This is a genomic window from Caballeronia sp. SBC1, from assembly GCF_011493005.1.
GTDB lineage: Bacteria > Pseudomonadota > Gammaproteobacteria > Burkholderiales > Burkholderiaceae > Caballeronia.
Map to the genome: position 1 here is coordinate 3,087,875 of NZ_CP049156.1, position 14,282 is coordinate 3,102,156.

Genomic DNA, 14,282 nt, shown 5'->3' on the forward strand with positions numbered 1-14,282 from the left:
CATACAGCTCGCCGCGCGCCGCAACGTCTTCGCGTCCAGGCATCACTCAGGGATGCTCTCGTAACCGTAGTAGTTCGTGTATGAGCTGCCCGACATCAGCCTCGATTGCGGTACGTCGGTCAGCAATACGCCCTTCATGTTCACGCCGCCGTGATGCAGGCGCTTCATCGTTTCGCCAATCTCTTCCACCTGGTTGCGCCCGTGGCGCACCACCAGCAGGCTCGTGCCGGCATGCTTGCCGATCACGGTTGCATCGGTGACCGCGAGTACCGGCGGGGTATCGATGATCACGAGGTCGTACTGATGCTTGAGCACTTCCAGCACTTCATGCATGCGATCGCTCATCAGCAGTTCCGACGGATGCGACGGCAACGAGCCCTTGGTCAGCAAGTCAACGCCCGGCAGCACGTCATGCAGCACGGCGGATTCGATATCCGAACCCATCAGCACGTCGGACAAGCCCGGCATATGGCGCACTCCGAAGTGTGAGTGGACGTCGCCGCGACGCATGTCGCCGTCGATCAGCAGCACACGCTTTCTCGTCGATGCCACCAGGGTCGCAAGGTTGACCGAGAGGAACGACTTGCCTGCATCCGGACGCGAGCCCGTCAGCATCACGACGTTGTTGCGTGCATCGGCCATCTGCAGTTGCAGTGACGTACGCAAGCCGCGAATCCCTTCCACTGCCGCGTCTTCCGGCGAGGTTGCAGCGAGGACGTGAAGACCTTGGCTGCGCGAGCCGACCTTCTGCTGCAGGCGCAATTGCTGGCTGCTGCGCGGCACGATGGCGAACACACGTACGCCCAGGCGGCTTTCGATTTCTTCCGGACGTTCCACGCCGCCATACAGCGACTTGCGGACGAACGCCACGAGGATGCCGAGCACCAGGCCGCCGGCCAGGCTGATCAGGATCACGAGTAGGCGCTTCGGACGCACAGGATCGTCAGCCGGTTCAGCGAAGTCGACCACCCGCACGTTGCCTACTTGCCCCGCCTTCGCGACACGCAGCTGCTGCGCGCTGTTAAGCAGGTTCGTATAGAGCTCGGTATCCACCCGCACGTCGCGCAGCAGGCGCAGCGCGGTTTGTTCGGTATCGGGCAGCACGGACACGTTCTTGGTCAGCGTACCTTGAGCCGCCTGCAATGCACCGATCTGCGCGTCGAGCGCGGCCACCGACGGATGATTCGCGGTGAAACGCTGCGAGAGTTCGGCGCGTTGCTGTTGCAGGTCCATCAGCTTCGACTTGTTGTCGACAACTTGCTGGAGCAACAGGCGGCTTTCTTCGCTCAGGTCGACCGTGCCTTGCTTGTTACGGAAGTTGTTGTACTTCTGCTCGGCCTGGTCGAGTTGCGCGCGTACTTCCGGCAACTGCTGTTCAAGGAACGCGAGCGTCTTGCCGGCTTCCGCCGAACGCGTGTCGAGATCCTGTTGAATGAAGCGGCGCGCAATGTTGTTCACGATCTGCGACGTCAGCTTGCTGTCGTGGCCTTCAAGGCTCAACGCGATGATGCCGGACTGCAGCGTCGTTTCAGCTACCGTCAGGCGCTTTTGCAGCGCGTCCACCGTGCCGAGCGTAGAAGCACGGGACAGTTCGAACTTGGCACCCGGCTCGCCCGCCATGTTTTCGACCAGCAGCGTGACCGGCCCAAGCGTGCTCGTACCGCTCGCTTCCTGGCCGACCTTGCCGTTCAGGATGGCGATGCCGTCGGGGTCGCTCAGGACGTAGCTGCCGTTTTCGCCAGCCGTCAAGATGTAGGTCTTGTCGTAGGCTTCCTTGGGCGTGTCGAACTTGGGCACGGAAATGCTTTCGTTGCCCCATGCGAAACCCGACAGCCAGCTCACGGGCGCCTGACCGTTGCGAGTGCCCAGGATGTCGCTGATCATGCCGCCCACGATCGGGAAGTAGCGCGGACGTGCGCTGATATCCAGATGCAGCTTGTTGACCGTGTCCTCGACCACCAGCCTCGAACGCAGCAACTCGATTTCGGCAGCTGTCGTCGACTTTGCGTCGAACATCTGCGAGACGGTCTGCACCGCGTTCGCATTGTTGTTATTGGCGTTATTGCCTGGATTGCTTTCGGTCACCTGGATCATCGCGTCGGCGCGATAAACCGGCGACGCAATGAATGCGTAGGCCGTGCCGAGCGCAACCACCACGAGGGTCACCATGGCGATGATTCGCCAGCTTCCCAAGATGGCCGCCAGATAGTCGGACAAGCGCAGCTCGTCCCCTGTCGACACTACATCCGCATAACGGTTTTCGAAATTGATGGCCATTTTTTGTCGCTCACTCAAACGAACAATCGAAACGGGCCGGTGCCTGATGTCACTTTCGTCACCTTCGTGATCCTCATGACCTTCGGCACCGGACGCAGCTCCAGGACTACTTGGTTACGATCGCGGCAGTCAGGCCCGCGTTGATAGCCGGCAGCAACAGATTCAGCACGCGGTTGGCGCGAACAAGACCGCTGTTGTCGACATAGACAACGTCCTTCGATTCCAGCGGAAACTGGTTCGCAAGCAGCATGGACACCGGCGAGCGCGCGTCGAGTCGATAGATAATCGGCGAGTCGCCGGTTGCCTGACGGACCACGAAAAGCTGCGACGCATTGGAGGTGTCCTGGTTTATCTGGCCCGCCTGCACGAGGGCTTCACCCAGCGTGAGCGTGCCGTCGCGCAACGGCGACACGGCCGTTGGCTTCGTCACTTCGCCCATCACGTAGACGGTGTTGTCGTCGCGGGAGTCCACATGCAGCATGTCGCCCGGCTGCAGCATGATGTCGGCGGGGTTCTTGCCCTGCTTCATCATCTGCGCGACGTTCACGGGATACGCCACGCCGTTGCGCGTGATCGTCACGCGGCTCTGATCAGCGGTCGGCGCGAAGCCGCCCGACCGGCTGATGGCTTCAGTCAGCGTCATCGGAATATCGTTGATCGTCTGCGCACCCGGTGCACGCACGTCGCCGTCCACATAGACCTGCGACGAACGGAACGAAGCCACGCGAACCGTCACTTGCGGCTTGACGAACACCTTGCTCAGGTCCGCATAGATCTCGCGCTGAACCTGCTCGGCGGTCTTGCCCGCGGCGTGGATTGCGTGGTTCACGTACGGAAACTGGATGTTGCCGTCGCCGTCGACTACAAAACCCGGCGCCGCGTCACTGGGCCTCGTATTCTGCGCCGGCTGGCCGAGCGCTGCAGCGAGTTCCGGGTGATCCCACACGACGATCTGCAGCACGTCACCCGAGCCGAGCTTGTAACCGGACGGCTTGGCGAACAGGTTGAGCTGCGACTGCGCCATGGCGCTGCTCTTCTGCTCCGCGTGGATCTGGCGGATCAGCGTCAGGTCGATCTGCTTGATCGGGATCTGCATGTCGCTGGTCACGTCGCCGTTATCGGACGTCGTTACTGGCAACGCAGCCGGCGTGACCATGTGCTGGCCCGGTACAAGCGAGCACGCGGATAGCATGGCGGCAATCGCCAGGGAGATAGCCACACGCGTTCCAGGCACGGCATGGCTGTTTTTGTTCGGCACCGTGGCACCGGATAGTTGTTGGCTGTTCATGTTGTCGTCCCCTGCTTCAATAAGCGTTGGTGTGGCGCAAACCCTTGAAGATCGTCGCAAAGATAATTTTCATATCGAGTCCGAACGACCAGTTCCCGAGGTAGTACAAATCGTGTGCTACGCGTCCCTCCATTTTTTCGATGCGATCGGTTTCGCCGCGAAAACCGTTCACCTGCGCCCACCCGGTGATACCGGGTTTGATCCGGTAACGGTGGATGTAACCCGATACGACCTTCTGATAAAGATCGTCGTGTTCGAGCGCATGCGGACGCGGTCCGACTACCGACATGTCGCCGCGCAGTACGTTGAAGAATTGCGGCAGTTCGTCCAGGCTCGTGCGACGCAGGAAACCGCCTACGCGCGTGATCCGCGGGTCGCTGCGTTTTGCCTGTTCGAGCACGCCCGCTTGCTGCGCATGAAGGCGCATGGTGCGGAACTTGTAGATGGTGAAGACGCGGCCATCCGCGCCTTTGCGGCGTTGTTTGAAGAACACCGGACCACGCGAGCTGAGCTTGACCGCGATCGCGCAGGCAAGCAGGATCGGCGAGACCGCGAGCAAGGCGCCCAGCGCGAAAAAGCGATCGAAAATCTCCTTCTGCATCATCGCGTTCGGCGGCAACGGCGACGCTGCCAGGTTGATGGTCGGCACGCCGAGCAGGTTCGTCACGCTGCCTTCGAAGAGCGCGAGTGTGCGCACGTCGGGCATGAAACGAATGTTGATCAGGTCGTTGCGAAACTCGTCTACCAGCTTGAGAATCGTGCGTTCTTCGGTCAGCGGCAGCGCGAGCCAGACTTCAGCCACGTGCTGCGTGCGTACGTAATTAGCGAAGGCTTCATGCTCTTCGAACACCGGCACACGCGTGTTCATCTTGCTGCCGGCCTGTACGTTATAGGCAGCCGTCGCGCGGAAGCCTGCTGCCGGCGCCGTGTCGATCTTGCGAACGATCTCGTCGCAATGTTCACCGCATCCAGCGACGGCAACCTGCTGCAAATTCAGGCCCGCGTTGCGCACCCGTCCCAGCACGCTGTGCGTGACCAGGCGGCCGGCGATCATCGCGGCGCCTGCCATACCGGTCCAGTAGACGAACCACAGACGCGACACGAAGTCGATACGATGCAGGGAGAACATCAACGCCATCGCGCAGACTTGCACGACGAGCCAACTCAGCGCGACCTGGCCCGCCAGCGCGCTCTTCGAGCGGCCACGCCATGACGCATACACACCGAACGCAGGAAACACAGCAAGCGAAAACGCCGCTGCGAAAGCCACGAACGCCAGATAGAAGCTACGCTGCGATATGTCGTCAAAACGGATTTGCGACGCCACGAGCGCACCTAGCACGATCATGGTGACGTCGAACACTCGCGCCAGCAGGTCTGTTATTCCGCGCATTTTTATTCTCCCCGAACCGCTCACTTTTTTCGCTCTACGGTTGTTTAACTGCACCGGCCATACTTGTCGTCGAATCTGACGATGTCGTCTTCGCCGAGGTAGGTCCCAGACTGCACTTCAATGATTTCAAGCGGCACGCGACCGGGATTCTCGAGGCGGTGACGCACGCCGAGCGGGATGTAGGTCGATTCGTTTTCGCTCAGCAGAAACTCTTCTTCCCCGCGCGTGACGAGCGCTGTGCCGCTTACGACGACCCAATGCTCCGCACGGTGGTGATGCATTTGCAACGACAGGCGCGCTCCCGGATTCACCACGATGCGCTTCACCTGGAACCGCTCGCCGTGATCGATGGAATCGTAGAAACCCCACGGGCGGCGAACCTTTCTATGCGTGTCCGCTTCCGGCGACTTCGCCAGCTTGATGCGCGACACGAGTCCCTTGATGTCCTGCACGCGTGAGCGGTCGGCCACCAGCACCGCGTCGTCGGTCTCGACCACGATCAGGTTCGTCGTGCCCACACACGCCACGAGCCTGCCGCCTTCCGAGCGCGCGTAACTCGCGGTCGAGCCTTCGAAAAGGACCCGCCCGCTTGCTGCATTGCCAAACTCGTCCTTCTCCATCGCGTCCCACACGGCGTCCCACGAACCGAGATCGGACCAGCCGGCTTCTAGCGGTACGACCACGCCCTTGAACGGCGAACCGGGCTTGCCGAGATGCTCCATCACCGCGTAGTCGATCGAATCGGATGGTGACTTCTCGAACTCCGCAGCGCATGGACGCAAGTATCCGTCTGCGTTATTCAATTGTTCGTACGACAAGACACATGCCGCGTGCATCTCCGGCTGGAGTTGTTCGAGCACGGCAAGCCATACCGATGCACGCACCACGAAGATGCCGCTGTTCCACCAATAATTACCGGCTGCCACGTACTGCGTCGCCAGTTCCGCCGCCGGCTTTTCAACGAAGCGGTCGATGCGATGCGCGCCGTCCTGAAGCGCGTCGCCCAGGCGGATATAGCCGAAGCCGGTGTCGGGGCGCGTAGGAGGAATTCCAAGCGTGGCGATGTTGCCGATCTGCGCAAAACGCGCGGCAGTTTCTATGGATGCATGCAGCGCATCGAGATCGGCAATGGCATGGTCGGCCGGCATGGCCACGAGGATCGCATCCTGGCCGTCGGCACAGGCAGTCAGCGCGGCAAGCGTGAGGGCGGGCGCGGTATCGCGACGAGCAGGCTCGACCACGATGCGCGCTGTCACGCCGCTTTCACGGACCTGCTCGCCGGTTGCGAAGCGATGCTCTTCCCCGCACACGATCACCGGCTCCGCCGCCACGTCCCACGCGGCCGGAAAATGCTTCATGCGCAGCACGGTTGCCTGTAGCAACGACTCGGTGCCGATCACGCCAATCAGCTGCTTCGGAAATTGTTCCCGCGACACCGGCCAAAGGCGCGTGCCCGACCCGCCTGCGAGAATCACCTGCACGATACGACGGCACTCCGTGATCACCCCCGGAGCGGAAATCGTCGCGGTCGTTTCCTCGATGTTCTGCCTGACCTTGCTGTTCATTTTAGTATTCCTATATTCTTTAACGCGTTCCCCGGGCGGAGCCGTGCGCGCCATTTGCACCGATCGTTGTCCCCGGTTCAGCCGAACCGCTTACGTCTCAACGCTCCGTGACTACGGTCACAAAAACCTGGACTTACCCTTAATCACACGCCGGCATCGCGGCGGCTTTGCATCCGGTATTCGGTTGGTGAAATAAGAAGGCGCTTGCGGAAGATCTTGGCGAGACGGTCGCCGTTGCCCATGCCACTGCGGCGCGCGATCTTGTCGACCGGCAATTCCGAATCAGTGAGCAACGTGCAGGTCACGGCAAGGCGCGCTTGCAGCAGATAGTCCGAGGGCGTGATGCCCATCTCGATCTTGAAGCGGCGCAGGAAATTGCGTTCGCTCATGGCCGCCACTTGTGCTGCATCCACGACCGAGATCGGCCGCTCGCAGTTGTCCTGGAGCCAGCGCGCGGCGGTGCGGATCTTGTCGCCGGCCGAGGCCGTGCCGCTATCGCCGAGCAACGGCACGAGCTTCGACGCCGAGCCGGGCATGAGACGTTCCGCCACCCCGCGCGCCACGTCGACACCAAGGTCACGCTTAATCATCAGCAGCGCGCCCTTCATGGACTCGTAGCGGTCCCCCGCTTCGCTCGCCTGCTCTTCGCGCACGGCGTGCATCATCGAATGACCCACGCGGATTTGCGTCTCGGCTGCGTGGCCGATGCCGGCGGCATCCAGCACTTTGCGCCCTTCAGCAATCGACTTGACGACCGTGGTCTTGGAGTGCACGCGGCGCAGCCATTCCACGATGCGTTCGTCGCCCGCTGCACCGTCCGCGCCCTTTCCGCCGGCGACAAACAATGCGTCGAAGCCGCCGTAGTGGCGTGCATCGAGGCCGTCGGTCCACACACGTACCGACGACGAACACGCCACGTTGCCGCCTTCGACCGACAGGAAACGCACGTCGTAGGTCCAGTCGTTGCGTGCCCTCAGGACAGCCAGTTCGTTCGCGACATGGAAGACCTCCGCGACAATACCGGCGCCGAGCAGCGAGAAGCCGTCGAACAGCAGGATCGCGATGCGGCGGATCTCCGCCTGTGTGCTACGGGGGGCCGGCTGTAGCCATCCCATTACGGCGGGTTCAAGACTGGCGTACGGCATGGCGTTCCCCTGCGAACTTGTTGAATCCGACCTGCTTGGATAGTGGGTTCTCATTGCGGTGCATCATAGACACCCTCACGTTTGATTAGGTTGTCGTGACTGAAAGTAGCGAGATGTTGGCGGAAAACTTCCGACGTCGCCATTCAAATACTTTCCAGTGCGTGCGCTGCCTATCATTCGGTACTTTTGAATACGCCCGTTCGGTAATTTCGTAAAGAAGTTGAATGCCCGGGACTCTGATTTCGAATGGCACATTGCAAGACGAATGCCAGTCCAATTCGACCGCACATATCGGACAGGGGTGTCTGAAGCCCGGAACGTCATACAAATCAACCTTCCGCGCGGTTTATAAAGGCCGGCGCGGCATGGCCTCTCGGGGCGTTCGCGGGTCCGGCGGAGACGCGGCCAGAGCGTCAGCAGCAGTAAACGTTGCGTGAGTGAAACATGAGAAATCACGATTAAAAACACGCTTCACGAAGACTTGCCTATTTGGGCCTTGGTTTAGATGCTTGAAAAAACACTTCTAATTAAAATACAAGAGTTAAATCACGCCTTTAAAGCGCCCGGGCGATTAACAACATAATTCGGCAGCGTGCGATGGCGCACATACTTCGATTCTTTTCTTGTATTGACCAAAATGGTGTTTCACGATAGAAACAAAATCATTTCATCTGATAAAACCCTATTGGATGTTGAATGAAATGCTTTTATAGGGAGGCCACCGGCGACGAACCCCGGCTGGGACGGGCCTGCGGGGTCATCGAATGAGGATCGGATGAGTGCAGAGGCGGCAAATACTCAGCGAAAAAGTCCGCCAGGGTGGCGGCGGAAGACGACTTGACGCAACCACTCACGTACCAGTTGTCAGCAGCTCTGCGCTCGCGTGGCTGTGTGGGATTGCCCACCTACGCTCGTGCGGAGTTCCCCGAACGACCCTCGCCAAGTTTGATACAGATTAGTTACGCATGCTTCGGCAGGACGGTGGAGCACCGAAGAACGCCGGATCGGCCAGATTGTCGCGCTATCCCGCCACCCATATACGCCCGGATGGGCTCGATACCGGCAGCATCCGACAACGTCCATCGCCACGACTGGCGTGTTCGTTGCAGCTCGCCTATCCTCAGCGCAATCGGAAGCGTTATGAACAGGCACTCCCGACGCCGCGTGCCTGCTCGCGGCACCTTGGAACAGCGTCTTATGTTGCATCGCGAGATAGAAAGTTGCAGGCGTTGGCCGGAGAGTCAGGCGCCGCAACGCAGCGCATCCGAAAACGTTTCATTCAGGTAGCACGACGGTGGACAGTGCCGCTTTCTTCGGTGGAAAACACCATCGCCGCGGACTCGAACTACCCAGCTCTCGACCCCGGGGTGTAATGAAGAATTCATCAACCGAAAGATTCGCCGCACGCATGGTGTCGCGCACGCCCTGCTTGCTGGCTCAATCCGCCAGGTTCGCGCTGGCCTTCGTCGTCGCGTTGTCCGTATGTGCTTGCCGAGGCGAAAACGCCGCGGCTCAGGATGCGTCCGCCGTACCGGCCGCACCCGCGGCCATACCCGCGGCCACACCCGCCGCCGATATCGTCAAGATTGACGGTAGCTCCTGGACACCTTGCGCAGCGGAGTACGAGCGTTGCTCCTTCGACGGCGCGAGAAAGGTGCTCTACGGCACGCCTGAAAAGCACGTGGTCAAGACTTTCACCGGCGGCACGGGCTGCGACAACGGCGTGTTCGACGACCCCGCGCCGGGTGCATCAAAGCGTTGCTGGGTCGAGGCGCGCGCGGACAGCGCCGAGGCGCGCTTCGTAGCCGACGCGCCGCCGCCCTCAACCCCGCTGCCGATGCAATGCGGCCCAGCTGCCGCGCCAGTCGATGCCCAAGCTTCCGGCGATGCTGTCGAAGCCGACACGCCCGGCAGCGACGGCACGCGCATGTTCCCGCTTCGCAAGCCGTTCGAACTCTCGCTCACCGCGCGGGCCAAGTCGGCCGGCACGCTGACATGGCGGATAGAGGACGCCTGGAATACGGTGAAGGCAAGCGGCCACTTCGCCGTGACGCCTGGCGCGCATACATCGGCTATCAGATGCACGTCGCAGGCGGCCGGCTACTTTGCGATCTCCGCGCAACTTGATGCCGCCAGTGCCGGTCCCGCCGTGTTGCCGCCACTCGGCACGCGGCCGGCAGGCATTGCCACGTTTGGCGTGCTGCCTGACGTCACGGCGGTCCTGCCGGCCGTCACGTACAAGTATCTCGATCTGCATCGCTTCGGCGGTCAGGGCGCGGCGTATCTGCTGCCCGGCCAGACGTGCTGTTCCGGCGATGGGTATCGGCCGCTCTATCCCGACCTGGGCCTCACCTGGGTCAACGACAACCGCAACTGGTACATGACCGAGCCGAAGGCGCCCAACACCTTCAATGCCGCCGCCGATAACCTCGCGCCATTCTTCAAAGCCGGCGACCTGCTGCGGCTGATCCAGCTCGACGGCATTCCAGGCTGGGCGAATCGTTCGGGCAAGGACACGCACAGTTACGCGCCGTCCTCGCTCGCCGACTACAGCGCCTATATGAAGCGCGTAGGCGAGGAATCGAACCGGGTGCGCTCGAGCATTTTTCCGCGGCAATCGAATAACTACTATCAGGTGAGCTGGGAACCCGACTATGAAGGTGGCCTGCCCTGGCGCGATACGGACGCCAATCTCGTCGCCATGTACAAGGCGACTTACGAAGCAATCCACGCCACCGATCCTCATGCAGTGGTGATGGGGTTGACGTTGTCGTCGCTGGGGAAAAACACTGACTGGCTGAACCGGCTCGCGCCGCTAGGGATTGCCAAGTATCTCGACGGTGTGAGCGCGCATGGGTACTACGACGTGGGAACGTCGCCATCGCATCCGCCAGAACGCATGGCGGGTAACAGCGATCCGCAGAAAGCCGCGCAAAGCCTGCCGGCAATGATGCGCGGGCTGCGTCACGCCATGACGCAAATGCTCAAACCAGGCGCGAAACTGTTCATCACCGAGTCAGGGATCAGCTATGACATTGGCACGAAGTACGGACCCTCGACGCCATCGGCGAACGTGCTCTATGCGCAAGGCGCGTTGGTCTCAAGGCTGCACCTGATCCTGCTCGGCGAGGGTGCGGACATGAGCTATATCTTCTACACGGCCGATCCGACCGAAGTGGGTTATGGCATCTTCTTCGATCTCGTCAACGCCGAAGGCGGCTACGGCCAGACGCAGATCAGCCCGAAACCCGCAGCCATGGGCGTGGCCGCGATGACCCGCATTATCGATGGCACCAGCACGCTTGGACCCGTCAAGAGCACGCCGCCCGGCGTCTACGCGTATGCGTTCCAGCGCTTGAACGGCGGCAAGGTCGTCACCGCGCTGTGGACGCACGAGAATGCGGTCTGGCCGGGGGCAGCCGGCTTCAGCGAGACACATGGCGTGAAATACACGTTGCCCGTGGATGCAGCCGGAACATCCGGAACGGTTACCGTGCTCGACATGATGGGTAATCCGTCCACGCTGCCTTATGCAAACGGCCGCGTGGCGCTGACGCTGACCGAGGCGCCGGTGTATGTGGTGTCGCAGAATGCCGGCGTGATGAAGGCGAACGTCAACACGCCCGAAGGCTACGTGGCGCAGTAACCCTTCTCGTCCTCATACCCAGGTATTGGCATGCCCCGGTCACCCTTTGGCCGGGCGCTCTTCGTTGACGTTTCTCATTCAACGCTCGCGTGTAGGTCCGGCTATCGATGCCGCATGAAAACGACGCTAACGCAGCACGTTTTCCTCACTACAGCGTTTCAAGACTCCATCGAATTTTTGCGAAAGTTCCGACAGAACCGGCTTCCCGCGTGCCTTACATTCGATCTCCATGACGACAGTCGAAGCGATCGAAGGACAAGGCATTGCATGTTCGAGACCCGCTGAGGTCGTCTGATTCGACCACGCCGCGAAGCCTCGGCGCGCGCGTTCGTGCCATTCATGTAATCGGGCAAATCATTTTTAGGGCAGTGGCGACCCCACTGCAATCGACATGAACCACCAAGAACAAGGGCATTCCATCACAACTGCGGGCGGCCTCCTTTTCGCCGCCATACTCGGCTGCCTGACCGTGCTGAGCGCTTGCCCGCCTGAAAAAGCCCACGACACCGCCGAAGAGATCAAGCATCCTGCAGGAACGTCGGTTGAAGAGTCCACGCATGTCTGATGCGCAGCAAACAAGAGGCAACGAAGGAAGACCATCACGCTTAGGCCAGATACGCCAAAACGTAAAGCGCTGCGTCCATGCAACTACGCCCCCAGGCATGACGAGTTCCAGCCACCAGCGCGGTGACAATCGTCGTGGGCATCCGCGCACCGTGTATGCCGCGAATAACAGGCTTGGCTGGTTCGCGAGAATCACAGCATGATCTAAGTACGTCATCCATCAGAAGTTGCCGCTTTCTTCATGCCTATGACGCATCTCCAAGGCCGCTCAAGGACGATTTCTCCGATTGGCTTCCAAACGCGATCTTTCGGCGTAATAAGCCAGTTCAAAGCCGTTACGGCGACGATGGCCGCGCGCTAAACTGGCTCATCTGTATAAAATGCCGACGCAGTGAACGCACGCACGCAAACATTGCGTGCGTGGCCGCCAACACAGCGATCCAAACCACACTCGGAACCATCATGGACGGCCTGCGCTGGACGGCGATTATCCTCGTCGCAATGCTCGGCGGTGGGTTGGCAGTCTGCGCGCTAATCGCCCTAGTGGTGCTTTTCATCGGCCACGTCGCCGCGCGCTTATTCAATAACGATGAACATGACTGAGGTACTACGAGCGTGACAGATCTCTCTTCGTTTTCATCAGTCGCCGCCGCCGCGCAACAGGCCGATCTGCTTAAGAAAGCGCCGCCATCCGAGGCGTCCGTCATCCTCGACGACGCGGATTTCCTCAATGCCATTCGGCTGACACCGCTTGTATCAATTGACCTGATAGTGACCGACGGCAACCGCCGCGTGCTGCTGGGACAACGTCGCAACCGGCCCGCACAAGACACCTGGTTCGTGCCGGGCGGCCGGGTTCGCAAAGGCGAAACGCTCGATGCCGCGTTCACGCGCGTAGTTCGTGATGAGCTAGGCATAGCCAGCGTACAGCGCTCGTCGTCGCGTCTGTTCGGTGTGTTCGAGCACTACTACGACGACAACTTCGCAGGTGTCCCTGACATTGCCACGCACTATGTCGCGCTCGCTTATTCGATCATGCTGAGCGGCTCGGTGCCGATCGGCCGCTTTGATCAACACAGCGACTACGCATGGCTGATGCCCGCAGAAGTGCTGGCTCGCGAAGACGTGCACCCGAACGCAAAAGCGTACTTTCGTTAAGGAACGCGAGTGGTCACCAGTTGTGCTAAAAGCGGCTCGGCGAGCCGCTTTTTTACGTGCTGCGCGCGAAAAAAAAGCCCGCACGTGGCGGGCTAAAGACCATAGCGCGTGCCGGGGGGCTAGCGCTACTTACAACGCGGTTCATGTTGCCATTCGAATCCTGTTCGCCTTGTTCGCCGGACGTGTCTGCAGCTAACACCGGACCAGCGTATTCATCGATTCGTGGTTCGTAACAAGCGATTCATTCAGCCGATCAGTTCCGGCGCCTCATCAAGCGGCTCCTCGTGCGTCTCGGGCGCGGGTTTGAGGCCCGCGAGAAACGCTTGCAAGTAGGCTTCGAACGGACCGGCCACTTCCGGATGACGCAACGCGAACTCCACGGTCGCCTTCAGATAACCCAGCTTGCTGCCGCAATCGAAGCGCTTGCCCTTGTAGCGGTAAGCGAGCACCTGTTCATGTGCAAGCAACGCCTGGATCGCATCGGTCAACTGGATCTCGCCGCCCGCGCCCGGCTTCTGCGTGCGCAAATGCTCGAAGATGCGCGGCATCAGCACATAGCGTCCGACCACGCCAAGGTTGGATGGGGCCAACGCCGGCTCCGGCTTCTCCACCACACCTGCGATCTTGACGAGCCCGTCATCCCACTGCCGGCCCTCAATCACGCCATACGACCCGGACTCGCGCGGATCGATCTCCTCCACGCCCAGTACCGACGAGTGATAGCGGTTGAAGACCTCGACCATCTGCGCCATCACGGGCGGCTTGCCGTCCAGCAGATCGTCGGCGAGCATGACGGCGAACGGCTCGTTGTCGATCAGCTTTTCCGCGCACAGCACTGCGTGGCCGAGTCCGAGCGGCTCCGCCTGACGCACATAGACACAGTTGACGTGGGACGGTTTGATGCTGCGTACCAGTTCAAGCAGCGCACGTTTTCCGCGTGCCTCGAGCTCGGCTTCAATTTCGTATGATTTATCGAAGTGGTCCTCGATCGCGCGTTTGCCCCGGCCCGTGACGAAGATCATTTCCGTGATGCCCGCCGCGACCGCCTCTTCCACCGCATACTGGATCAGTGGTTTGTCGACGATGGGCAGCATTTCCTTCGGACTTGCCTTGGTTGCAGGAAGAAAGCGCGTACCGAGTCCTGCGACGGGAAACACCGCCTTGCGTACCTTGAGCATCTCCGCCCCCTTGTTTGTCCGGCGCTCGATAACGGGCCAGGATTCTAGTCAATGCAGTCTTTCGCGAT

Annotated in this window: 10 protein-coding genes; 4 read left to right on the forward strand and 6 right to left on the reverse strand. The window is 60.7% G+C overall.

From position 1 onward, the window contains the following. Positions 1-42 precede the first annotated feature (42 nt). The 5 genes from SBC1_RS13725 to SBC1_RS13745 all read right to left on the reverse strand — a co-directional run bounded on the left by SBC1_RS13725 (position 43) and on the right by SBC1_RS13745 (position 7,668). Entirely contained in the window at positions 43-2,277 is a 2,235-nt protein-coding gene (locus tag SBC1_RS13725; protein ID WP_165988111.1) for a polysaccharide biosynthesis tyrosine autokinase, read from the reverse strand. Between the two features lie 106 nt (positions 2,278-2,383). After that, on the reverse strand, positions 2,384-3,565 hold the full coding sequence (locus SBC1_RS13730) for a polysaccharide biosynthesis/export family protein (RefSeq protein ID WP_165988113.1): 1,182 nt from the start codon (positions 3,563-3,565) through the stop codon (positions 2,384-2,386). A gap of 16 nt (positions 3,566-3,581) precedes the next feature. Next, a complete protein-coding gene (locus SBC1_RS13735) occupies positions 3,582-4,958 on the reverse strand; it encodes an undecaprenyl-phosphate glucose phosphotransferase (RefSeq protein WP_165988115.1) in 1,377 nt (458 codons plus the stop codon). 44 nt (positions 4,959-5,002) lie between these two features. Next, positions 5,003-6,523 (reverse strand): mannose-1-phosphate guanylyltransferase/mannose-6-phosphate isomerase, encoded by a 1,521-nt coding sequence (locus SBC1_RS13740; protein WP_165988117.1) that lies wholly within the window; start codon positions 6,521-6,523, stop codon positions 5,003-5,005. A gap of 143 nt (positions 6,524-6,666) precedes the next feature. Further along, positions 6,667-7,668 (reverse strand): GlxA family transcriptional regulator, encoded by a 1,002-nt coding sequence (locus SBC1_RS13745; protein ID WP_165988118.1) that lies wholly within the window; start codon positions 7,666-7,668, stop codon positions 6,667-6,669. A gap of 1,372 nt (positions 7,669-9,040) precedes the next feature. On the opposite strand from SBC1_RS13745, the gene SBC1_RS13750 reads away from it, so the two are divergent. From SBC1_RS13750 to SBC1_RS13765, 4 genes are all read left to right on the forward strand, one after another. Continuing rightward, entirely contained in the window at positions 9,041-11,314 is a 2,274-nt protein-coding gene (locus SBC1_RS13750) for a hypothetical protein (protein WP_243830221.1), read from the forward strand. A 391-nt stretch (positions 11,315-11,705) separates the two neighbouring features. Continuing rightward, positions 11,706-11,879 (forward strand): hypothetical protein, encoded by a 174-nt coding sequence (locus SBC1_RS13755; protein WP_165988119.1) that lies wholly within the window; start codon positions 11,706-11,708, stop codon positions 11,877-11,879. Between the two features lie 461 nt (positions 11,880-12,340). Then, positions 12,341-12,481: a hypothetical protein gene (locus tag SBC1_RS13760; protein ID WP_165988121.1), complete on the forward strand. Its 141-nt coding sequence runs from the start codon at positions 12,341-12,343 to the stop codon at positions 12,479-12,481. 102 nt (positions 12,482-12,583) lie between these two features. Then, on the forward strand, positions 12,584-13,036 hold the full coding sequence (locus tag SBC1_RS13765) for a GDP-mannose mannosyl hydrolase (protein ID WP_165988866.1): 453 nt from the start codon (positions 12,584-12,586) through the stop codon (positions 13,034-13,036). 245 nt (positions 13,037-13,281) lie between these two features. Here the strand turns inward: SBC1_RS13765 and galU are convergent, their stop codons facing one another. Beyond that, positions 13,282-14,214: a UTP--glucose-1-phosphate uridylyltransferase GalU gene (galU, locus tag SBC1_RS13770; RefSeq protein ID WP_165988123.1), complete on the reverse strand. Its 933-nt coding sequence runs from the start codon at positions 14,212-14,214 to the stop codon at positions 13,282-13,284. Positions 14,215-14,282: the final 68 nt, after the last annotated feature.

Excerpts from the sequence above, each read along its gene's own strand:
- SBC1_RS13760 (WP_165988121.1), top strand. The coding sequence starts at position 12,341 with ATGGACGGCCTGCGCTGGACGGCGATTATCCTCGTCGCAATGCTCGGC.
- SBC1_RS13735 (WP_165988115.1), bottom strand. The coding sequence starts at position 4,958 with ATGCGCGGAATAACAGACCTGCTGGCGCGAGTGTTCGACGTCACCATG.
- SBC1_RS13755 (WP_165988119.1), top strand. The coding sequence starts at position 11,706 with ATGAACCACCAAGAACAAGGGCATTCCATCACAACTGCGGGCGGCCTC.
- SBC1_RS13750 (WP_243830221.1), top strand. The coding sequence starts at position 9,041 with ATGAAGAATTCATCAACCGAAAGATTCGCCGCACGCATGGTGTCGCGC.
- SBC1_RS13725 (WP_165988111.1), bottom strand. The coding sequence starts at position 2,277 with ATGGCCATCAATTTCGAAAACCGTTATGCGGATGTAGTGTCGACAGGG.
- SBC1_RS13740 (WP_165988117.1), bottom strand. The coding sequence starts at position 6,523 with ATGAACAGCAAGGTCAGGCAGAACATCGAGGAAACGACCGCGACGATT.
- SBC1_RS13745 (WP_165988118.1), bottom strand. The coding sequence starts at position 7,668 with ATGCCGTACGCCAGTCTTGAACCCGCCGTAATGGGATGGCTACAGCCG.
- galU (WP_165988123.1), bottom strand. The coding sequence starts at position 14,214 with ATGCTCAAGGTACGCAAGGCGGTGTTTCCCGTCGCAGGACTCGGTACG.
- SBC1_RS13730 (WP_165988113.1), bottom strand. The coding sequence starts at position 3,565 with ATGAACAGCCAACAACTATCCGGTGCCACGGTGCCGAACAAAAACAGC.